Annotated in this window: 17 protein-coding genes and 1 pseudogene; 9 read left to right on the top strand and 9 right to left on the bottom strand. The window is 73.0% G+C overall.

The window, feature by feature from the left end:
* Positions 1 to 257 precede the first annotated feature (257 nt).
* Complete coding sequence (gene gltB, locus PSED_RS09950) at positions 258 to 4,826, top strand: glutamate synthase large subunit (protein WP_013674116.1); 4,569 nt, start codon at positions 258 to 260, stop codon at positions 4,824 to 4,826.
* Positions 4,819 to 6,273: a glutamate synthase subunit beta gene (locus tag PSED_RS09945; protein WP_013674115.1), complete on the top strand. Its 1,455-nt coding sequence runs from the start codon at positions 4,819 to 4,821 to the stop codon at positions 6,271 to 6,273. Before gltB ends, PSED_RS09945 begins: the two co-directional genes overlap by 8 nt.
* A gap of 81 nt (positions 6,274 to 6,354) precedes the next feature.
* Here PSED_RS09945 and PSED_RS09940 read toward each other — a convergent pair whose 3' ends face one another.
* The 4 genes from PSED_RS09940 to PSED_RS09925 form a co-directional block, all read right to left on the bottom strand.
* On the bottom strand, positions 6,355 to 7,362 hold the full coding sequence (locus tag PSED_RS09940) for a cation diffusion facilitator family transporter (protein ID WP_013674114.1): 1,008 nt from the start codon (positions 7,360 to 7,362) through the stop codon (positions 6,355 to 6,357).
* Between the two features lie 341 nt (positions 7,363 to 7,703).
* Positions 7,704 to 8,144, bottom strand: a complete 441-nt coding sequence (locus tag PSED_RS09935; protein WP_013674113.1) for a nitroreductase/quinone reductase family protein — start codon at positions 8,142 to 8,144, stop codon at positions 7,704 to 7,706.
* Between the two features lie 126 nt (positions 8,145 to 8,270).
* The gene (locus PSED_RS09930; protein ID WP_013674112.1) at positions 8,271 to 8,528 is read right to left on the bottom strand and encodes a hypothetical protein; all 258 of its coding nucleotides are present in this window, start codon (positions 8,526 to 8,528) and stop codon (positions 8,271 to 8,273) included.
* Positions 8,529 to 8,586: 58 nt separating this feature from the next.
* Positions 8,587 to 9,228 (bottom strand): DedA family protein, encoded by a 642-nt coding sequence (locus PSED_RS09925; RefSeq protein WP_013674111.1) that lies wholly within the window; start codon positions 9,226 to 9,228, stop codon positions 8,587 to 8,589.
* Between the two features lie 196 nt (positions 9,229 to 9,424).
* Between PSED_RS09925 and PSED_RS09920 the strand changes: the two genes are divergently transcribed.
* The 3 genes and pseudogenes from PSED_RS09920 (at position 9,425) to PSED_RS09910 (ending at position 12,633) form a co-directional block, all read left to right on the top strand.
* Positions 9,425 to 10,624, top strand: coding sequence for a CoA transferase (locus PSED_RS09920; RefSeq protein ID WP_013674110.1), 1,200 nt, complete (start codon positions 9,425 to 9,427; stop codon positions 10,622 to 10,624).
* Positions 10,625 to 10,647: 23 nt separating this feature from the next.
* On the top strand, positions 10,648 to 11,187 hold the full coding sequence (locus PSED_RS09915) for a DUF1697 domain-containing protein (protein WP_013674109.1): 540 nt from the start codon (positions 10,648 to 10,650) through the stop codon (positions 11,185 to 11,187).
* Positions 11,188 to 11,302: 115 nt separating this feature from the next.
* Positions 11,303 to 12,633: pseudogene (locus tag PSED_RS09910) on the top strand (ABC1 kinase family protein).
* Positions 12,634 to 12,724: 91 nt separating this feature from the next.
* Here PSED_RS09910 and PSED_RS09905 read toward each other — a convergent pair.
* The gene (locus PSED_RS09905) at positions 12,725 to 13,372 is read right to left on the bottom strand and encodes a LysE family translocator (protein ID WP_013674108.1); all 648 of its coding nucleotides are present in this window, start codon (positions 13,370 to 13,372) and stop codon (positions 12,725 to 12,727) included.
* A gap of 130 nt (positions 13,373 to 13,502) precedes the next feature.
* Between PSED_RS09905 and PSED_RS09900 the strand changes: the two genes are divergently transcribed.
* Positions 13,503 to 13,919: a DoxX family protein gene (locus tag PSED_RS09900; protein WP_013674107.1), complete on the top strand. Its 417-nt coding sequence runs from the start codon at positions 13,503 to 13,505 to the stop codon at positions 13,917 to 13,919.
* Positions 13,920 to 13,962: 43 nt separating this feature from the next.
* Here PSED_RS09900 and PSED_RS09895 read toward each other — a convergent pair whose 3' ends face one another.
* Entirely contained in the window at positions 13,963 to 14,358 is a 396-nt protein-coding gene (locus tag PSED_RS09895; RefSeq protein WP_013674106.1) for a hypothetical protein, read from the bottom strand.
* Positions 14,359 to 14,468: 110 nt separating this feature from the next.
* Between PSED_RS09895 and PSED_RS09890 the strand changes: the two genes are divergently transcribed.
* Together PSED_RS09890 and PSED_RS09885 are read left to right on the top strand one after the other, a co-directional pair.
* Positions 14,469 to 15,725 (top strand): glycosyltransferase, encoded by a 1,257-nt coding sequence (locus PSED_RS09890; protein WP_013674105.1) that lies wholly within the window; start codon positions 14,469 to 14,471, stop codon positions 15,723 to 15,725.
* Positions 15,726 to 15,732: 7 nt separating this feature from the next.
* Positions 15,733 to 16,293, top strand: a complete 561-nt coding sequence (locus PSED_RS09885; RefSeq protein WP_013674104.1) for a signal peptidase II — start codon at positions 15,733 to 15,735, stop codon at positions 16,291 to 16,293.
* A 22-nt stretch (positions 16,294 to 16,315) separates the two neighbouring features.
* Here the strand turns inward: PSED_RS09885 and PSED_RS09880 are convergent, their stop codons facing one another.
* Complete coding sequence (locus PSED_RS09880) at positions 16,316 to 16,873, bottom strand: HdeD family acid-resistance protein (RefSeq protein WP_013674103.1); 558 nt, start codon at positions 16,871 to 16,873, stop codon at positions 16,316 to 16,318.
* A gap of 131 nt (positions 16,874 to 17,004) precedes the next feature.
* A complete protein-coding gene (locus PSED_RS09875) occupies positions 17,005 to 18,135 on the bottom strand; it encodes an App1 family protein phosphatidate phosphatase (protein WP_013674102.1) in 1,131 nt (376 codons plus the stop codon).
* A 175-nt stretch (positions 18,136 to 18,310) separates the two neighbouring features.
* On the opposite strand from PSED_RS09875, the gene PSED_RS09870 reads away from it, so the two are divergent.
* Positions 18,311 to 19,027, top strand: coding sequence for an antibiotic biosynthesis monooxygenase family protein (locus tag PSED_RS09870; protein ID WP_013674101.1), 717 nt, complete (start codon positions 18,311 to 18,313; stop codon positions 19,025 to 19,027).
* 26 nt (positions 19,028 to 19,053) lie between these two features.
* On the opposite strand, the gene PSED_RS09865 is transcribed toward PSED_RS09870, so the two are convergent.
* Positions 19,054 to 20,031 (bottom strand): GlxA family transcriptional regulator, encoded by a 978-nt coding sequence (locus PSED_RS09865; RefSeq protein WP_013674100.1) that lies wholly within the window; start codon positions 20,029 to 20,031, stop codon positions 19,054 to 19,056.
* Positions 20,032 to 20,095: the final 64 nt, after the last annotated feature.

Raw genomic sequence — 20,095 nt, 5'->3', positions numbered from 1 at the left:
GCTTTGGACGGATGACCGCACCCGGTGCCGCGCGCGGTCGCGTTGTGCGGTGCGCAGACGGCCCCGGTACGGACGAGGTCGTCCTGCCGCCGCGCGTCCGTGTAACGACGGGTACTCATTCGAGTTTCCCGGCTGGTGCACCTGAACGGACGAGCACCCGCGTCCTGGCGGGCGTGTCGGATACTCTGTTTGGAACCATTAGGTCCACGTCGTCCCGATGCGATCGTCGGGGTGCACCGAGACGACAGGAGGAGCTGTTGGCTGCGACCAGCGAACAGACTGGTGCCCCTCAGGGCGGGTCGGGCGGCCTCTACGCCCCCGACTTCGAGCACGACGCGTGTGGTGTCGCGCTCGTCGCCGATCTCAAGGGTCGCCGTGATCACGGCATCGTCCGGAAGGGTCTGACGGCCCTGCTGCGGTTGGAGCACCGCGGCGCCCGCGGCGCGGAGGCCAACACCGGTGACGGTGCGGGCATCCTCATCCAGGTCCCGGACGAGTTCTTCCGGGCCGTGGTCGACTTCGAGCTGCCGCAGCCCGGCGCCTACGCCGTCGGCACCGCGTTCCTGCCGGCCGACCGGGCGGCGGCCGACGCCGCCGTCGCGCGCATCGACGCGCTGGCCGCCGAGGAGAACCTGCGCGTCCTCGGGTGGCGCGAGCTGCCGGTCGACCCGGACAAGGCCGACCTGGGCCCCACGGCCCGCGCCGCGATGCCGAGCTTCCGCCAGCTGTTCGTCGCGGGAGCCGAGCCGTCGGTGGCCGAGGCGCCGACCGGCATCGAGCTGGAGCGCCGTACGTTCTGCCTGCGCAAGCGCGCCGAGCACAGCACGGGTGCCTACTTCCCCAGCCTGTCGCCGCGCACGATCGTCTACAAGGGCATGCTGGCCGAGCCGCAGGTCGAGGCGTTCTACCCCGACCTGGCCGACGAGCGGGTCACCTCGGCGCTGGCCGTGGTCCACTCCCGCTTCTCGACGAACACGTTCCCGGCGTGGCCGCTCGCGCACCCGTACCGCTACGTCGCGCACAACGGCGAGATCAACACCCTGCGCGGCAACCGGAACTGGATGGCCGCGCGCGAGGCGCTGCTGGCCTCCGACGTCATCCCCGGCGACCTGGGGCGGCTCACGCCCGTCGTCACGCCGGACGCGTCGGACTCGGCGACGTTCGACGAGGTCCTCGAGCTGCTGCACCTGGCGGGCCGCAGCCTGCCGCACGCGGTGCTGATGATGATCCCGGAGGCGTGGGAGAACCACGCCGAGATGGACCCGGCCCGTCGCGCGTTCTACGAGTACCACTCGACGCTGATGGAGCCGTGGGACGGACCGGCACTCGTCGCGTTCACCGACGGCACCGTCATCGGCGCCGTGCTCGACCGCAACGGCCTGCGCCCGGCCCGCTACTGGGTCACCGAGGACGGGCTGGTCGTGCTGGCGTCCGAGGTCGGCGTCCTCGACGTCGACCCGTCGACGGTGGTGCGCAAGGGCCGGCTGGAGCCGGGCCGCATGTTCCTCGTCGACACGGCCGCGGGCAAGATCGTCGACGACGACGAGATCAAGGGCGCGCTCGCCGCCGAGCACCCGTACGAGGAGTGGCTGCACTCGGGCCTCATCCGGCTCGAGGAGCTGCCCGACCGCGAGCGCGAGCAGATCGCGCACTCGGCGCTGCAACACCGCCAGCAGTCCTTCGGCTACACCGAGGAGGAGCTCGCCGTCCTGTTGCGACCCATGGCCGCGACCGGCGCCGAGCCGATCGGCTCGATGGGCAACGACGCGCCGATCGCCGGCATCTCCGAGCGGCCGCGCCAGCTCTACGACTACTTCATCCAGCTGTTCGCCCAGGTCACCAACCCGCCGCTGGACGCGATCCGCGAGGAGCTGGTGACCTCGCTGCAGAGCCAGCTCGGGCCCGAGCAGAACCTGCTGCAGGCCGGCCCGGCGAGCTGCCGGACGATCGTGCTGCCGTTCCCGGTGCTGGGCAACGACGAGCTGGCCCGCATCGTGCACATCAACGACGACGGGGAGTACCCCGGCTTCGCCTCCTACACCGTGCGCGGCCTGTTCGAGGCGGCCAAGGGCGGCGCGGGTCTGTCCGAGCGCCTCGAGGAGATCAAGGCCGAGGTGTCGGAGGCCATCGCCGGCGGCGCGCGGCTGATCGTGCTGTCGCAGCGCGGGGTCTCCGCCGAGTACGCGCCGATCCCGTCGCTACTGCTCACCGGCGCGGTGCACCACCACCTCGTGCGCGAGCGGACCCGCACGCGCGTGGGGCTGGTCGTCGAGGCCGGTGACGCCCGCGAGGTGCACCACGTGGCGTTGCTGATCGGCTACGGCGCGGCCGCGGTCAACCCGTACCTCGCCATGGCCACCGTCGAGGACCTCGCCGACCGGGGCGACATCCCCGGGATCGACGCGAAGACCGCGGCGAAGAACCTGGTCAAGGCGCTCGGCAAGGGCGTCCGCAAGACCATGTCCAAGATCGGTGTCTCGACGGTCGCGTCCTACACGGGCGCCCAGATCTTCGAGGCGATCGGGCTGGGCCGCGAGGTCATCGACACGTGCTTCACCGGCACCACGTCGCGGCTGGGCGGCGTCGGCTTCGACGTGCTCGCCGAGGAGGTCCTGCGGCTGCACCGCAAGGCCTTCCCGGCCGACGACGTCCGCGCCACCCACCGCACGCTCGACGTGGGCGGCGAGTACCAGTGGCGCCGCGAGGGCGAGCTGCACCTGTTCAACCCGCAGACGGTGTTCAAGCTGCAGCACTCGACCCGCCAGGGCCGCTACGACATCTTCAAGGAGTACACCCGCGCGGTCGACGACCAGGCCGGCCGGCTGATGACGCTGCGCGGCCTGTTCAAGCTCAAGGAGGGCGTGCGCCCGCCGGTGCCGATCGACGAGGTCGAGCCCGTCGAGTCGATCGTCACCCGGTTCGCCACCGGCGCCATCTCCTACGGCTCGATCTCCCAGGAGATGCACCAGACGCTGGCGATCGCGATGAACCGCCTCGGCGGCAAGTCGAACACCGGCGAGGGCGGCGAGGACCCGGACCGCTTCACCCCGGACGCGAACGGCGACAGCCGGCGCAGCGCGGTGAAGCAGGTGGCGTCGGGCCGCTTCGGCGTCACCAGCGAGTACCTGGTCAACTCCGACGACATCCAGATCAAGATCGCCCAGGGCGCCAAGCCCGGTGAGGGCGGCCAGCTGCCCGGCAGCAAGGTCTACCCCTGGATCGCCAAGACCCGGTACTCGACCCCGGGCGTCGGGCTGATCTCGCCGCCGCCGCACCACGACATCTACTCGATCGAGGACATCAAGCAGCTCATCCACGACCTGAAGAACGCCAACCCGACGGCCCGCATCCACGTGAAGCTGGTCAGCCAGGTCGGCGTCGGCACGGTCGCGGCGGGCGTGGCCAAGGCCTACTCCGACGTCGTGCTCATCTCGGGCCACGACGGCGGTACCGGCGCGTCGCCGCTGAGCTCGATCAAGCACGCGGGCGGTCCCTGGGAGCTCGGCCTGGCCGAGACCCAGCAGACGCTCATCGCCAACAACCTGCGCGACCGCATCGTCGTGCAGGCCGACGGCCAGATGAAGACCGGTCGCGACGTCGTCATCGCCGCGCTGCTGGGCGCCGAGGAGTTCGGTTTCGCGACGGCCCCGCTCGTCGTGTCGGGCTGCATCATGATGCGGGTCTGCCACCTCGACACCTGTCCGGTGGGCGTCGCGACGCAGAACCCGGTGCTGCGCGAGCGGTTCGACGGGCGGCCCGAGTACGTCGTCAACTTCATGCGGTTCGTCGCGGAGGAGGTGCGCGAGTACCTCGCCGCGCTCGGCTTCCGGTCGCTGGAGGAGGCCGTCGGGCACGCCGAGATGCTCGACACCGACGACGCCGTCCGGCACTGGAAGACCCAGGGCCTGGACCTGCGGCCGATCTTCGAGATGCCCAAGGTCGCCCCGGGCGGCTCGCGGCACCGCACCCGCAGCCAGGACCACGGCCTCGACAAGGCGCTGGACAACACCATGATCCAGCTGGCCGAGGGCGCGCTCGCCTCCGGCGACAAGGTCCGGCTCGACCTGCCGGTGCGCAACGTCAACCGGACCGTCGGCACGATGCTCGGCTACGAGCTGACCAAGCGGTGGGGCGGCGAGGGCCTGCCCGACGACACCATCGACATCACGTTCACGGGGTCGGCGGGCCAGTCGTTCGGCGCGTTCGTGCCGCGCGGCATCACGATGCGCCTCGTCGGGGACACCAACGACTTCTTCGGCAAGGGCCTCTCGGGCGGGCGGCTGATCCTGCGCCCCGACCCGTCGGCGCCCTTCGCCGCCGAGGAGAACGTCATCGCGGGCAACGTGATCCTCTACGGAGCCACGTCCGGGGAGATCTTCGTGCGCGGGATCGTGGGCGAGCGCTTCTGCGTCCGCAACTCCGGGGCGCTGGCCGTCGTCGAGGGCGTGGGCGACCACGGCTGCGAGTACATGGCGGGCGGCAAGGTCGTCGTGCTGGGCCGGATCGGCCGCAACTTCGCGGCCGGCATGTCCGGTGGCACCGCCTACGTGCTCGACCTGCCGCGGCACCGCGTCAACCCCGAGATGGTCGACATCGACCCGCTCGACGACGCCGATCGCGAGTTCCTCCGCGACGTCGTCTCGCGCCACCACGCCGAGACCGACTCGCCGGTGGCGCACGCCCTGCTGACCGACTGGGACGTCGCCGTCGAGCGGTTCGGCAAGATCATGCCGCAGGACTTCAAGCGGGTCCTGCAGGCCCGGGCCGCCGCGGAGCGCGACGGCCGCAACGTCGACGAGGCCATCATGGAGGCGTCCCGTGGCTGACCCGAAGGGATTCCTGACGACGCCGCGGGAGACCCCGCCCCGTCGTCCGGTCGACCTGCGCCTGCTCGACTGGCGCGAGGTCTACGAGGACTTCCCCCGGGAGAACCTGGAGAAGCAGGCCGGCCGCTGCATGAACTGCGGCATCCCGTTCTGCCACCAGGGCTGCCCGCTGGGCAACCTCATCCCGGACTGGAACGACCTGGTCTGGCGGCACGACTGGCGCGAGGCGATCGAGCGGCTGCATGCCACCAACAACTTCCCGGAGTTCACCGGGACGCTGTGCCCCGCCCCGTGCGAGGCCGCGTGCGTGCTCGGGATCAACCAGGACCCGGTGACCATCAAGCAGGTCGAGGTCGAGATCATCGACCGCGCCTGGGACGAGGGCTGGGTCACCCCGCAGCCGCCGGAGCGCCGTACCGGCAAGAAGGTGGCCGTCGTCGGCTCCGGGCCTGCGGGCCTGGCCGCCGCCCAGCAGCTCACCCGCGTCGGGCACGAGGTCGTCGTGTTCGAACGGGCCGACCGCATCGGCGGTCTGCTGCGCTACGGCATCCCCGAGTTCAAGATGGAGAAGTCCCGTCTCGACCGGCGGCTGCGCCAGATGCAGGAGGAGGGGACGCTCTTCCGGGCCTCGGTCGACGTCGGCGTGGACATCACGGTCTCGCAGCTGCGAGCCGAGTTCGACGCCGTCGTGCTCGCGGGCGGCGCGACCGCGTGGCGCGACATCCCGGTCGCCGGTCGCGAGCTCGCGGGCATCTACCAGGCGATGGAGTTCCTGCCGTGGGCCAACCACGTGCAGCAGGGCGACATCGACGCGCCGCCGGTCACGGCGGAGGGCAAGCACGTCGTGATCATCGGCGGCGGTGACACGGGTGCCGACTGCCTCGGCACGTCGCACCGTCAGGGCGCGGCCTCGGTCACGCAGCTCGAGATCATGCCGACGCCTCCGGAGCACCGGACCGAGGGCATGCCCTGGCCGACCTACCCGATGATCTACCGCGTCTCGTCGGCGCACGAGGAGGGCGGCGACCGGCTGTTCTCGGTCAACACCACCGAGTTCGTCGGCGACGAGGACGGCAACGTCCGCGCGCTGCGGCTGGTGGAGGTCACCCGCGACGAGTCGGGCCGGTTCGTCCCGGTCGAGGGCACCGAGCGCGAGCTGCGGGCCGACCTGGTGCTCCTGGCGATGGGCTTCGTCGGGCCCGAGAAGGGCAAGCTGCTCGGCGACCTGGGCGTCGACCTCGACGAGCGCGGCAACGTCGCGCGCGACGACCAGTACATGACCAGCGTCGACGGCGTCTTCAGCGCGGGCGACATCGGGCGCGGGCAGTCGTTGATCGTGTGGGCCATCGCGGAGGGTCGCTCGGCCGCCGCGGGCGTCGACCGCTACCTGACGGGCCGTGAGGTCCTCCCCCGGCCGATCAACCCGACGGACCGCCAGATCGCCTGATCCGTGAGTGGCGATGGTCGCCATGGCGACCATCGCCACTCACGAAAGGCCGGCTCGAACCCGGGGGCGTCGTCCCCGGGGTCAGGGGGTCGGGCGGCCCAGGCCCGTCGACTCGCCGTAACGCGACAGGACCCGCTCGCGCATCGTCGGATCGCTGCGCGGCACCGGTTCCAGGAAGATCTCGGCGAGGTCCGGGAACCGCTCGCGCAGGTCGGCGTCGATGGCCACGCACGTCCGCTCGAGATCGGCGGCACCCAGGGCGTCGTCGAAGTCCAGTCGGGCGCACAGCAGCACCTGGTCGGTGCCCAGCATCATCGTCAGCAGGTCGACGACGGCGTCGACCTCCGGCCGGGCGCCGAGGTCGTCGCGCAGCGCGCGCACCAGCCGCGGGTCGGCCTGCCGCCCGATCAGCAGGCCCTTGTTGGTCCGCCCCAGCACGTAGGCGACCCCGGTGAGCAGCACACCGATCAGCAGCGAGGCGAGCCCGTCGTAGAGCGCGGAGCCGGTGAGCTGGTGCAGCCCGACGCCGGCAAAGGCGAGCAGGAGCCCGATGAGCGCGGCGGAGTCCTCGAAGAACACCGTCTTGACCGTCGGGTCATCGGTGCGGCGCAGCCACTCCATGGGCGAGAGCTCGTCGGCGGCCGCCTCCCGGCGCAGCTGCCGGACGGCCTGCGTCCAGGAGATGCCCTCCAGCACGAACGAGATCGCGAGCACGACGTAGGCGACGAGCACCGCGGTCTGCTCGGCCTCCTCGCCGACGATCGTGCGGATGCCCTCGTAGATCGCGAACACCGCGCCGGACACGAAGATCGACACCGCGGCGATCAGCGCCCAGAAGAAGCGCTCCTTGCCGTAGCCGAAGGGGTGGCGGCGGTCGGCGGCGCGGCTGGAGCGGCGCAGTGCCGTCAGCAGCAGGCCCTCGGTGGCGGTGTCGGCCGCCGAGTGCGCGGCTTCGGCGAGCATCGCGGCCGACCCGGTCAGCAGGCCGGCGATCAGCTTGAGGACGCCGATCGCGGCGTTGGCGCCCAGCGCGACGAGCACGGTGAGCGTGCTCTCGCCGCCTTCTCTCCCCGCTTCGGCCTCTGCCACGGACGCGAGCCTAGGACGCGCGGGGAGCCCCCGCCGATCGGCTCGCGGCGAACGTGGCCGTGTCGAACCGGTTGTCCGCCACGGGGTGACGCGCGCCGGTCGGTTCGTCCTGTTCGGCCGACGGCTCCCCCCGCGGCCCGACACGCGGCGCGTCGTTCGGCCCGGCGTGTCCGGCCGGTCGTCGATGCAGGCCGCCCGCTCGACGGCCGTCGCGCAGGGACCGAAACTCATCCGGCCGCCGCGCGTTGTCCGGATTGACCGGGGCCGGTGGAACGGGGAGCCTCCACCGGTCCCGGTTGGTCTCCTGCTCCCCCGCGAGCCGCACGGATGCCCCGTGAGGCTCAGCCGATGCGGAACACCGGGTAGCCGGGCGCGATCCCGAGCAGCGTCTCGTCGTCCGCGCTCGCGTCGACGCCGTCGAAGAACACCCCGATCTCGAACTTCCACCGCTTCAGGTAGGCCCGCAGGACGGCGGGCTTCTCGTCGTCCGCCAGTTCGGTGACCCGGATCCGCTCGACGCGGCGGCCGACCCGCAGCTCTGCCTCGCCGGCGACGCGGATGTTGCGGACCCACTGCGTGACGCCGCGCGGCGCGACGAGGTAGCGCTCACCGTCGACGGTGAGCAGGTTGACCGGGGTCGTCCGCCACTGGCCGCTCGTGCGGCCGCGGACGGCCAGGACCCGGCTCCCCCAGACACTGACACCCATCCGGGTCAGGCCGGCGACGGCGGCATTGAACAGGGCGGTGCTGCGGCCGGGTGCGACGTAGCGGGTGGCGGTCACGGTTCCTCCTCGATTCGAGAGCACTGCTCTCCGATAGGAACAGTGAACCGCACCCGCGACGTCACGTCAAGAGCAGTGCTCTCGTTCAGTAGCGGGTGTTCTCGTGGTCGTTCGGTCGCAGGCGGCTCAGGACTCGACGAGCTCCAGGTCGAACGCGTCGTCCCCGATCCAGATGCGCAGACCCTCGCCATCCTCGGTGATGAAGCCGTCCTCCTCCTCACCGAGCTCGCGGGAGGCACCGAGGGCGCGGACGCTGAACTCGATGCGCCCCTCCCCGATGTCCCTGGGTCGGTACTCGCGGGCGAGCCGGGCGGTGCGGCTCTCGGTGGCGAGCCAGCGGGCGTTGTCCTCGCCCACCTCGGCCACCCAGGTCATCGTCGACATGATCGGCAGTATTCCGGTCGTCGCGCCCCGCGTCAGGTCCGCGGTCGGCGGGACCGGTTCAGACCGCCGCCGGATCCCGCTGTCCCACGGGAGTCCCGGCCCGCGCCACGGCCGCCCGGCGGGCCAGCCGGACCCGGCACGCAAGTCCGAACGCGCTCGCGGTCACGACGGCCATCCCGGCCCCGACCGCGAGCCCGACCAGCGGGTCGTTGCCGACGACCGGGCCCAGCAGCAGCCCCGCGGTCATCATGTAGGTGCCCCACAGCGTCGAGCTGGTGACCGAGCCGGGGACGAAACGCCGCACCGGGACGCCGACGCGACCGGCGATCGCCGTGCTCAGCAGCCGGCCGCTGGGCATGAACCGGGCCGCCACGAGTGCGACCACCGGGCGGGCCAGCATCGTCGCCGACACCCAGGACGCGACGGGACCGGCGCGGTCGACCCGGCGGACCAGCCGGGTGCTCGACCGGCCGAGCGTGTGCACGAGGAGGTCGCCGAGCAGGCAGCCGAGCAGCGCGGAGACCGCGAGCTCACCGACCATCAGCAGGTTCCCGGACGCGAACGCGGTGGCGTAGGCCGTCATCAGCACGGTCTCGCTCGGCAGGGGTGGGAAGGGCCCGTCGAGGGCGACCAGGACGACGAGCGCCAGCGGCAGCCACGGGCTGTGCAGCACGACGGCGCACATCGTCGCGACGGTCATCCCGCGGGCCCTCCCGGCGTCCGGATCGTCCGTGCCGCTGCTGCACGGCCTCCCCCATGACTCTTCTGCAGCACGGGCGCCGGGACAGTGGGGCGACCCACCCGATCCGAGGGTGGGGCAATCCCCCCTTCGGGCTCCGGCGTGGAAGGCTCGCAGGGGTGCCGGTCGCCCGGCCGGGCCCACACGTGGAGGTGCGATGACCGTCCGTCCGCTCGAGGGGCTGCAGGTCGTGGAGTGCGCGAGCTTCGTCGCGGGCCCCACGGCGGGACTGGCCCTCTCGCGTCTGGGAGCCGACGTCGTGCGGATCGACCCCCTGGGCGGGGCGAACGACCACAAGCGCTGGCCCGTCGCCCCCAGCGGCGACAGCTACTACTGGGCCGCGCTCAACCGCGGCAAGCGCAGCGTCGCCATCGACCAGCGTTCCGACGAGGGCCGTGAGCTCGTCGTCGCGCTGATCACCGCGCCGGGGCCGGACCGCGGCGTCCTCGTCGACAACGTCGTCGGCAGGCGGTGGATGTCCAACGAGGTGCTCACCGCACGCCGGTCCGACCTGATCCACGTCCGCGTGCAGGGGCATCCCGACGGGAGGCCCGCCGTCGACTACACCGTCAACGCCGAGGTCGGGCTGCCGGAGATCACCGGCCCCGAGGAGGGCGGCGCGCCGGTCAACCACGTGCTGCCCGCGTGGGACCTGATCACCGGCATGACCGTCGCGACCGGCGTGCTGGCCGCGCTGCGCGACCGTGACCGGACCGGTCGCGGGGCCTACATCGAGATCGCGCTCGCCGACGTCGCGCTCACCGGCGTCGCCGACATGGGCTGGCTGTCGGAGGTCGCGACCAACGGACGGGACCGCCCGCGCCACGGCAACCACGTGTACGGCAGCTTCGGCGTCGACTTCCTGTGCAAGGACGGCGAGCGCGTCATGGTCGTCGCGCTGACCGAGGGCCAGTGGAAGGCACTCTGCACCGTGACGGGGACCGGCGCGGTGTTCTCCGCGCTCGAGGCCGCGCTCGACGCCGACCTCACCCAGGAGACCGACCGCTACCGTCTCCGGGAGACGATCGCGGCGATCCTGCGTCCGTGGTTCGCCGCCCGCAGCCTCGAGCAGGCCAGCCGCGAGCTCGACGAGGCACGCGTGCTCTGGAGTGCCTACCGCGGGATGACCGACGTCGTCGCCGCGCACCGCAAGGGCACCTACCCCGTGCTGTCCGACGAGGTGGTCCCCGGCGCGGGCGCGGTGATCGCGGCGCGCACCCCGTTGCGCTGGAACGGCTCCCACGGCCCGGCGGGGGCCTCTCCCGTTCTCGGCCGCGACACCGACGAGGTGCTGGCCGAGCGGCTGGGCCTGGCGTCGGGGGAGATCGGGGCGCTGCACGACCGCGGCGTCGTCTGAGCCCGCCCGACTAGGCTGCGCGGATGCCGAGCTACGCGGTGCTGCTGCGCGGGGTCAACCTGGGCCCGAAGCGCAAGGTGCCGATGGCTCGGCTCCGGGAGCTGTTGTCGGGCATGGGTTTCGACGACGTGCGCACCCTGCTGCAGAGCGGCAACGCCGTCCTGCGCGCCTCCGCGACGACGCCCGCGGCGCTCGCCGAGGCGATCGAGCAGGCGCTCGAGGCGGAGTTCGGGATGCGCATCGGGGTCGTCGTGCGCACCGGCCCGGAGCTCGACGCCGTGATCGCCGCGCACCCGCTCGCCGACGTCGCGGACAACGGCTCGCGGATGATGGCGCTCTTCCTCTCCGCCGACCCGGACCCGGCCGCGCTGGCGGCGTTCGACCCCGTCGAGCTCGACCCCGACCGGGTGCGCATCGGCGACCGGGTCGTCTACCAGTGGTGTCCCGACGGCGTGCTCAAGGCGCCGGACATCGCGACGCCGATGGCCAGGAAATGGGGTGTGACGGTCACCGGGCGCAACTGGAACACCGTCACCAAACTGGCCGTGATGCTCGCCGACTGACCCGGCGGGGGGTTGGCCCGATGGTGGGCTCCCCCGCGAGGGGGAGGGTAACCACACCACGACTTCGGGGTCATCCCCCACGACTCGGCGCCCGCTCGTCGGCACGATTCTCCTCATGACCGACACGGCGTACTCCGAGATCCCCCGCGGCAGCGTGGCCCGCTCGGCCAGGATCGCCGCGCTCCCCCTGGCCTTCGGCGGCCGGGCCGTCGCGGGCTGGGGCAGGCGCCTCGCCGGCGCCGACGCGGAGCAGGTGTCGGCCAGTGCCATGGAGCGCAACGCCGAGCAGCTCTTCGCCGTGCTCGGCCAGCTCAAGGGGGCGCGATGAAGGTCGGCCAGGCGCTGTCCGTCTACGACTCGATGATCCCCGCCGAGATCGCCGAGCCCTACCGGCAGGCGCTGGCCAAGCTGCAGTCCTGCGGCCCGACGATGCCGGCGCGGACCGTGCACCGCGTGCTCGCCGAGCAGCTGGGTCGGGACTGGCGGCGCCGCTTCCGCTCGTTCGACGACGAGCCCGCCGCCGCCGCGAGCGTCGGCCAGGTCCACCACGCCGTGTGGGCCGACGGCCGCGAGGTCGCCGTCAAGATCCAGTACCCGGGCGCCGACCAGGCACTCGACGCCGACCTGCGCACGCTCGGGCGGTTCTCGTCGCTGTTCGCGCTGATCGTCCCCGCGCTCGACGCCAAGGCGCTCGTCCGGGAGCTGCGCAGGCGCATGCTCGACGAGCTCGACTACCGGGCCGAGGCCGACCACCAGCGCCGCTTCGCCGCCGCCTACGCCGGCGACCCGCGCCTGCACGTGCCGGCCGTCGTCGCCTCGGCCCCGAAGGTGATCGTCTCGGAATGGCTCGACGGGGTGTCGCTGGGCGCGATGACCGCACGGCCCGCCGGCGACGCCACCGAGCAGGCCCTGCGCGACAGCTGGGCGCACACGATCATCGAGACGATGTTCTCCTCCCCGCTGCGCGTCGGGCTGCTGCACGCCGACCCGCACCCGGGCAACTTCATGGTGCTCGCCGACGGCCGGCTCGCGATGATCGACTTCGGTGCGGTCGCGGAGCTTCCCGACGGGTTCCCGCCCGTGCTGGCCCGCATCCTGCGCCACGTCGCCGACGCCGAACCCGCCAAGATGATGCGGCTGATGCTGGCGGAGGGCTTCGTCGGCGGGGACGTGCCCGCCGAGGACGTGCTGCGCTACATCGGTGCGCTCGCCGACCCGCTGCGCTCGCGGACCTTCCGGTTCCACCGCGACTGGATGGCCCAGCAGGGCTCACGCGTGATGGACGTGCGCGGACGCGCGTTCTGGGAGACCGGTCGCTCGCTGGCCCTGCCCCCGCAGCACATGCTGATCGTCCGGGTGCTCTCCGGCTGGACCAACATCCTCGCCCAGCTCGACTGCACCGTCGCGGCCCGGGCGCTGGCCGAGGCGTGGCTCCCGGAGTTCTGAGCCCCGGAGTTCCGAGCCCGGAGTTCCGAGCCCGGAGTTCCGAGCCCGGCCGGGGTGCCGGGACCGTGCGTCGCCGTTCCGCGCGTGGAGGTCATTGGGCCGGGGCGGGCGCCCGCTCGGCGAGCAGGCGCACCGCCAGGGCACCGAGCACCCCGCCCATGACCCAGCGCTGCACCCGGACCCAGGACGGGCGCCGCCCGAGAACCCGGGCGAGCGTCGCCGCCGAGCACACGATCAGCGCGTTCACCGTCAGTGCGACGACGATCTGCACCGCGCCCAGCGCCAGGCTCTGCTCCCAGACCGGCGCGCCGGCCGGGTCGACGAACTGCGGCAGCAGCGCGACGTAGAGCACGGCGATCTTGGGGTTGAGCAGGTTCGTCGTCAGACCCGCCGTGAACAGCCGCCACGGCGGCTCGACGGGCAGGTCGCGGGCCTCGAACACGCCGCGCCCACCCGCCCGCAGCGTCCGCACGGCCAGGTACAGCAGGTAGCCGGCGCCGGCGATCTTGAGCGCGAGGTAGGCCGCGGGGACCGCCGCGAACACCGAGGCGATCCCCGCCGACGCCGCGGCCAGATAGACGCCGAAACCCGCCGCGACCCCGAGCAGCGACACCAGCCCCGCGCGCCTGCCCTGCGTGATGCTGCGCGAGACCAGGTAGAGCATGTTCGGGCCAGGGGTGAGGACGAGTCCGAGTGCCACCGTCGCGATGCCCGCGGCCGCCGCCGCACCGATCACCATGAGCCCCAGTCGACCCCGGCCCGTTCCGGTCGCCGATGGCCGATCCGGAGAAAGTGGCCGTCCGGCGATGAGATCCGGACCGCCGCGTCGTCAACACCGGCGACCGCCACCGCATCCCCGGGAGGACCTCATGACCGCCACCGCCATCGCCCCCGCCGCCACCACCGGCCGCGTCGCCAACCGTGCACTGTGGACGGTGCAGATCGTCGTCGGACTCTTCCTCGTCGTCGGCTCCGCGGCGCCGAAGCTGTTCGGCCAGGAGTACGCCGTCGCGATGTTCGAGGCCATGGGCAGCGGCCAGTGGCTGCGCTACGTCGTCGGCGTCCTGGAACTCGCCGGCGGCGTCGGGCTCCTGCTCGCACCGATCGCGGCGGCGGCCGCCACCGGGCTCGTCGCCCTCATGATCGGGGCGATGATCACGCAGGTCTTCGTGCTGCACAACCCGGCCGACGTCGTCACGCCGATCCTGATCGGCGCGCTGATGGTCGTCGTCGCCGTCGCGCGGCGGCACCGGCTCGCGGCCTTCGTGCGTGGTCTGCGCCGTTGAGCGCGACGACACCCGTACGGTCCGCCGGTGCGCCGGCGGACCGTCACTGCCTGCGGACCGACCACTCCCATTTCTTGCCGACGACGTTCGACGCCCGACCGCCCATGTCCTCGCCCACGATCGATCCCTTGTAGACGGCGTAGCCGCTGTTGAACGTCAACGTGACCGAGGCGCCCGACTGGCGCCAGGTGTCGCCCGCCTTGTCGAAGGTACCGGTCGGGCTCGTGTACGCCAGCCGCGACCCGGCCTTGAACCGGAAGACGTAGAAGCGGCCGTCGGAGTCGGTGCCCGACCACGTGGTGCCCTCCAGCGGCGGGGTGAGGGGCGCGTCGGCCCGCTCGGCGACGGCCTGCCCCGACACGGTGTACGTGCAGCCGGTGAGCGTCAGGAGCGCGACGGCGAGCGTCGCGCACAGCGTCCGTGCCCTCGCCCGCCCCACACCGACCGCCTTCCCGGAATTTCGGTCATGCTTGCCCGGAGACGCGCTGCGGCGCAACCGGACCAGGACCGTGATCCCGGCGGCGGCAGGGGATCCGGGAGGATCATGTCATGCGGATCACACTGCTGGCGGTGGGCTCGCGCGGGGACGTGGAGCCGTTCGTCGTGCTCGGGGTCCGGCTTCGGCGCGCGGGGCACGGTGTCCGGTTCGCCACGCACGACGAGTTCGCCAGCACCGTCGGAGCCGCGGGCCTCGAGTTCGCGACGTTGCCAGGCAACCCGCGCGCCGTCCTCGCGAGCCCCGAGGGGAAGCGGATGCTCGCCACACGCAACCCCGTCGCCCTCACCCGGCGCATGGCCGCCATCGTCGGCCCCGCGCTCGACGAGGCCTACCCCGCCGCCGTCGACGCCTGTCGCGACGCCGACCTCGTCGTGTACGCGACGCTCGCCGCGATCGGGCCGAACGTCGCCGACCTCTACGGCGTCCCGGCCGTCGCCGCGCACCTGCAGCCGCAGACCCCGACGCGCGCCTTCGGCCCGACGGGCTCCCCCGGCGTGCGCGACGTCCCCGCGGCGCTGCGGCACGCCACGTGGGCGCTGGCCGACCGGCTGCTGTGGAAGGCCTTCCTCCCGACGATCGCCGCGCAGCGCCGGGCACAGGGCTCGCCCCCGCTGCCGCCGGGCCCGCCGTCGCACTGGCCTCCGGGTACCCGACCGCCGACGCTGTACGGCTTCTCGCGGGTCGTCGTCCCCGTGCCGCCGGACTGGCCGCCGGACGTGCACGTCACCGGCTACTGGATGGCGCCGCCCGATCCGCATCACGTCCCGCCGCGTGAGCTCGCCGCGTTCCTCGACGCCGGCCCGGCGCCCGTGTACATCGGGTTCGGCAGCATGCCCGACCGCGACGCCGGGCAGCTCGTGGACATCGCCCTCGCCGCGGCCCGCCGGGCCCGCACCCGGATGGTGCTGGCCGCCGGCTGGGCCGGGCTCGCCCCGGGTCACCCGTCCGACGACGTGCTCGTCGTGGGGGACGTCCCGCACCGCTGGCTGTTCGAGCGGGTCGCGGCCGTCGTGCACCACGGTGGCGCCGGCACCACCGCGGCCGGGCTGCGGGCGGGGCGCCCGAGCGTCGTCGTCCCCTTCTTCTCCGACCAGTTCTTCTGGGGCCGTCGCGTCGCGGCGCTGGGCGCCGGACCGCCGCCGATCGCCCGCGAGAAGCTGACCGCCGCGGCGCTGACCGAGGCCCTGCGGGCCGCACTGCAGCCCGGGCCCGCCGCCGCGGCCGCCGCCGTCGGCGCGCGCATCGCCGACGAGGACGGGCCCGCGTGCGCGGTCGCCGTGCTGGAGCGGATCGGCGGCCGGGCATGATGGGCACGTGGCGCAACGAGCGCGGTCGGCCGCGCGGCGACGAACCCTTCTCGTCATCCTCGCCGTCGCCCTCGCGGGCGTCGCGTGGCTGGTGAAGATCGCGATCGAGGCCGCGCTCGGCGACGGCAGCATCATCGACCTCGGGGTCCTGCAGCTGCGGCTGTTCTACAACACCGGGGTCTCGTTCAGCCTCGGCTCGTCGCTGCCGACCTGGGTCGTGATCCTCGTGACCGGCGCGATCACGCTGGCCATCGCCGGCTATGCCTGGGTCGCGGCGGCCGACGTCAGCCTGCTCGGGCTGATCGGGCTCGCGGCCGTGGTCGCGGGCGCGGCGACGAACCTGGTCAACCGCGCCGTCGAGGGCGCCGTGGCCGACTACTTCCACACCGGCTGGTTCGCGACGTTCAACCTCCCGGACACCTACATCACCCTCGGTGTCGTCTGCATCGCGATCTCGGTGATCTTCCCCGGCCCCGCCCGCCCGGAGCCGTCCGCCGCGGCGGTCTCGCAGGACGCCACGGCGCCCGACGGCGACGACGCCGAGCACCGCAGTCGCGGCGAGGGCTGAGCGCGTCGAGCGGGTCCCAGGGTCAGGACCTGGCTGTGGGCGTGGCTGCGGCGCGCCCGGGCCGCAGCCCCCGGCGGCCCGCGACGAGCAGGACGACGCCCTCGCCGATCATCTGGATGCCCAGCAGGATGCCGAGCAGGGTGAGCGTCGCGACCGCGAAGTTCAGCAGCACGACCAGCCCCATGACCAGCGACACGACCCCGACGAGGCCGAGCACGATCCGGTGTTCCTTCAGCTGGACGGCGAGCACGATCCGCACCGCGCCCACGACGAGGAACATCGCCCCGGCGAGCAGGGTGAACGTCGCCGCCCCGACAACGGGGTTGCGCAGCACGACGATGCCGAGCACGGCGAGGACGGCGCCGCCGAGCAGGGCCGACCAGAACACCGCCGACGACTCCCGGCGCAGCACGCCCCGCACGATCAGCAGCACGCCGGCGGCGAGGATCGTCCATCCGATGAGGACGATCGACAGCAGGGTGGCGGCGACGGCGTTGCTCAGCAGGAACGCCCCACCCACGACGAGCACGACGGCGAGCGCGATCTCCCAGCCGCGGTGGCGGGTAGAGGGGTCGTCCATGTGCGCACGCACCTCCGCTCGGGCCGAGTCCCGAGCATGCCCGGGACTCGTCCACAAGGGAAGGCCCGTCGGAGCTCCCACGAGGACACCGCACCCGGCAGACGGGCTCCGGCCGTGCCTGCGTCATCGCATCAGCGGGTCGCGGCGGGGAGCCGGCCCTGCGTCGTCGCGCTCCGGATCGCCGGGACCGCGGCCGGATCGAGCAGCCCGATCGACGCGGCGTGCTCGGCGATCTGCGTGCTGTCGTCCACCGCCAGCATCGGCACGCCGCGTGCGCTGACCTCCCGCGCCAGCGCGCGGACCTGTGCGTCGCGCCGCGGGTTGCGCCCCGGCGGGCGGCGCACGTACACCGCCCGGATCCGGTCCGGGTGCGCCTGGGCCAGGTCCGCGTAGATTTCGGGATCGAGCTGGCCGGTGTCGCCGACGAGGACCAGCGCGAGCGCCGGGTGCTCGTCGAGGATCCGGGTGATCAGCGAGGTCTTGTGCTCACGGGCACCGATCCGGAACAGCGTGCCGCGCCCCGGACCCCAGTCGGTGAGCAGCAGCGGGCCGAGCGGGAACGCGCGCAGCCCGATGAACTCCAGCAGCGTGCCGTGCAGGTTCCACGGGCTGGTCGAGACGTAGAAGACCGGCCTGCACACCTCCGGTGACGACACGAGCGCCCGGTAGAGCGCGGCCGCCCCGGGCAGCGGGGCGCGGTCCGCGGTCTCGGTCAGCAGCGTCGCCCGGAGGAACTCCAGCCCGCGCGTCAGGCCCGTCTCGAGGATCGTGTCGTCGACGTCGCTGACCAGCCCGACGTCGGCACGCGGGTCGACGACCAGGACCTGCGCGGTCGCGGTCGCGCCGTCCGCCAGGGTCAGGTCGGCCTCCTGCCAGCCGGGCTCCAGCCCGGGACGGTCGACGACGGCGTCGACGTAGCCCTCGTCGTCCGCCCGGACCCGGGCGACCCCGCCGGGCGTGCGGATCGCCACCTGCGCGCGCGGGATCTCCACGGTGAAGAACCGGCTCAGGCTCGCGCGCAGCACCTGCCGGCGCGACCGCGGACCGGGCACGGCCTCGTCGACGATGCCGGCGTCGGGATGCCCCATCACCACGCGCGCGCCGAACCGCACCCGCTCGACCGACCCGTGGCCGATGAACGGCAGGACCAGCGGCCGGCGCCGCCCGCGGACCCGCACGACGACCAGGACGACCCGGCCCACCACGCCGTCCGCCGCGGCGGCCAGGCCGACGAGGGCGGCCCTCACCCGGGTGCGCGTCACGCGCCAAGCGTGTCGTGAGGACGGTCGGACCGCCACTCCGACCCGCCGACGGGCGGCGACCCGCTCCGCCGAGTAACCCTGACGAGTACTTGACGACAGTGGAAAATGCGCAATAGCGTTCCCAGGACCACAGTCAGGTTGCGCACACGCCGCACCACATGCCGGAGGAACCGACATGCCGATCCCGCAGACCGTGACCACCATGGAAGCCTGCATGACCCTGCGCGCGGGCAACGAGGCCGACTTCTGGGCGACGCAGGAGCGCATGGGGCCCGTCGTCGCGTCGCAGCCCGGTTTCCTGGCCGTCATCGGCGGCCCGATCGCCCGTTCCCCGTGGATGTACTTCTCGGGCAAGTGGGAGACGCCGGACCTCATGGACGCCTGGTACCGCAGCCCCGACCACGGGCCCGTCATGAAGGGCGCCTACGACACCTGGTTCGACGCCTTCTACATCCGCAAGTGGCGGCGTCCCGCCGAGGGCGAGGAGCTGACCGGCCCGCTGTTCCTCGAGACCAGCCTGGTACCGGCCGACGCACTGCCGCAGGAGCGCGTCGACGCGCTCGTCACGACGCTCACCGCTGCACTGCCCGGCTACGAGACGATGCCCTACGAGACCCTGCCCGGCACGTTCGAGGCGCAGCCGTTCCAGTTCATCGGCCCCGTCGAGGAGTTCCCGCAGCAGGCGCCGGTGCGCTACCAGCTCAACACCCACTGGGCCACGCCGGCGCAGCTGGAGAAGTGGCTGGCCGGGCCCGAGATGGCCGAGCTGGCCACGCTGGGCACCGTGACCAACGAGGTCGGCGTCCAGATTCACCACGAGCCGGGCGAGCGCCGGGCACTCAACGCCGACGGTTCCGCGCGGGGCTGGCTGCGCGAGGGCGCCACGCTCTGAGGCGGGGCGCGGGCCGGCCCGGCACGCTACTCCGCGTCGATGCCACGAGCCGTGCCGAACCGGCGCTGGTAGGCCGCCGGGCTGATCGAGAGCTTCCTGGCGAAGGCCCGCCGCATGCTCTCGTAGCTGGGGAAACCTGCGCGGGCCGCGGCCTGGGTCGCGGTGTGCCCCTGGTCGAGGAGCGCCCTCGCCATGTCGAACCGGATGCTCTCCACGTACCGGGCCGGCGTCGTGGCCAGCTCGTCGTGGAAGAGCCTCGACAGCTGCCGGGTGCTGACGTTGAGGTGCCCCGCGAGGTCACCGAGGGAGTGCCGGCCCTGCGGGTTCGCCGTGACCAGGTCGGTGACCGTGCGCAGGTCGGGCGACCGCGGCGGCGGTCCCTGCAGCGGGGCGGAGAACTGCGACTGCCCGCCCGACCGCTGCATGTAGACCACCAGGGCGCGGGCGACGTCACGGGCGAGGTCGGCGCCGTGGTCCTCCTCGACGAGCGCCAGCGCCAGGTCGATCCCGGCCGTCACCCCCGCCGAGGTGTAGGTGGAGCCGTCGCGGACATGGATCGCGTCGGGTTCGACGCGGCACGTCGGGTACCGGGTGGCGAGCTCGTGCGTCACCTTCCAGTGGGTGGTCGCGCGCTTGCCGTCGAGCAGGCCCGCGGCGGCGAGGATGAACGCGCCCGTGCAGATCGACCCGACGCGGCGGGCACCGGCCGCGGGCACCCGGGCGGCGTCGGCGAGCTCCGGAGGCACGGACGTCCGGACGTGCAGCCCCGACCCGGCGACGAGGTACGTGTCCGGGGCCGGCTCGTCGGCGACGGCGCCGTCGACCGCGACCGTGACACCGAGGTTCGACCTGACGTCCTCGCCGGTCGGTGACACCAGCACGATCCGGTAGTCCGCGCCGAACCGGTTCGCCTCCGTGAACACCTCGGCCGGCCCCGCGACGTCCAGCAGCGTCACCCCCTCGTACACGAGGAACGCGATGCGTCGTGGGGCCGAGGGGTGCACGGCCGGATCTCACAGCGGCCGACCCCCGCGAGGCAAATGATCCCGGCACGCGACGTCCGCCGCG

The organism is Pseudonocardia benzenivorans CB1190 (genome assembly GCF_000196675.2).
In the GTDB taxonomy this organism is placed as follows: domain Bacteria; phylum Actinomycetota; class Actinomycetes; order Mycobacteriales; family Pseudonocardiaceae; genus Pseudonocardia; species Pseudonocardia benzenivorans.
The sequence above is the reverse complement of the archived record's forward strand: the minus strand, read 5'-3'. Positions and strand labels throughout refer to the sequence as shown.

Bases quoted from the DNA above. Each gene is read 5' to 3' on its own strand.
- PSED_RS09930 (WP_013674112.1), bottom strand. From the start codon at position 8,528: ATGTCGACGATGACCTGGGTGGCCGAGGTGGGCGAGGACAACGCCCGC.
- PSED_RS09925 (WP_013674111.1), bottom strand. From the start codon at position 9,228: ATGACCGTCGCGACGATGTGCGCCGTCGTGCTGCACAGCCCGTGGCTG.
- PSED_RS09920 (WP_013674110.1), top strand. From the start codon at position 9,425: ATGACCGTCCGTCCGCTCGAGGGGCTGCAGGTCGTGGAGTGCGCGAGC.
- PSED_RS09915 (WP_013674109.1), top strand. From the start codon at position 10,648: ATGCCGAGCTACGCGGTGCTGCTGCGCGGGGTCAACCTGGGCCCGAAG.
- PSED_RS09905 (WP_013674108.1), bottom strand. From the start codon at position 13,372: ATGGTGATCGGTGCGGCGGCGGCCGCGGGCATCGCGACGGTGGCACTC.
- PSED_RS09900 (WP_013674107.1), top strand. From the start codon at position 13,503: ATGACCGCCACCGCCATCGCCCCCGCCGCCACCACCGGCCGCGTCGCC.
- PSED_RS09890 (WP_013674105.1), top strand. From the start codon at position 14,469: ATGCGGATCACACTGCTGGCGGTGGGCTCGCGCGGGGACGTGGAGCCG.
- PSED_RS09880 (WP_013674103.1), bottom strand. From the start codon at position 16,873: ATGGACGACCCCTCTACCCGCCACCGCGGCTGGGAGATCGCGCTCGCC.
- PSED_RS09870 (WP_013674101.1), top strand. From the start codon at position 18,311: ATGCCGATCCCGCAGACCGTGACCACCATGGAAGCCTGCATGACCCTG.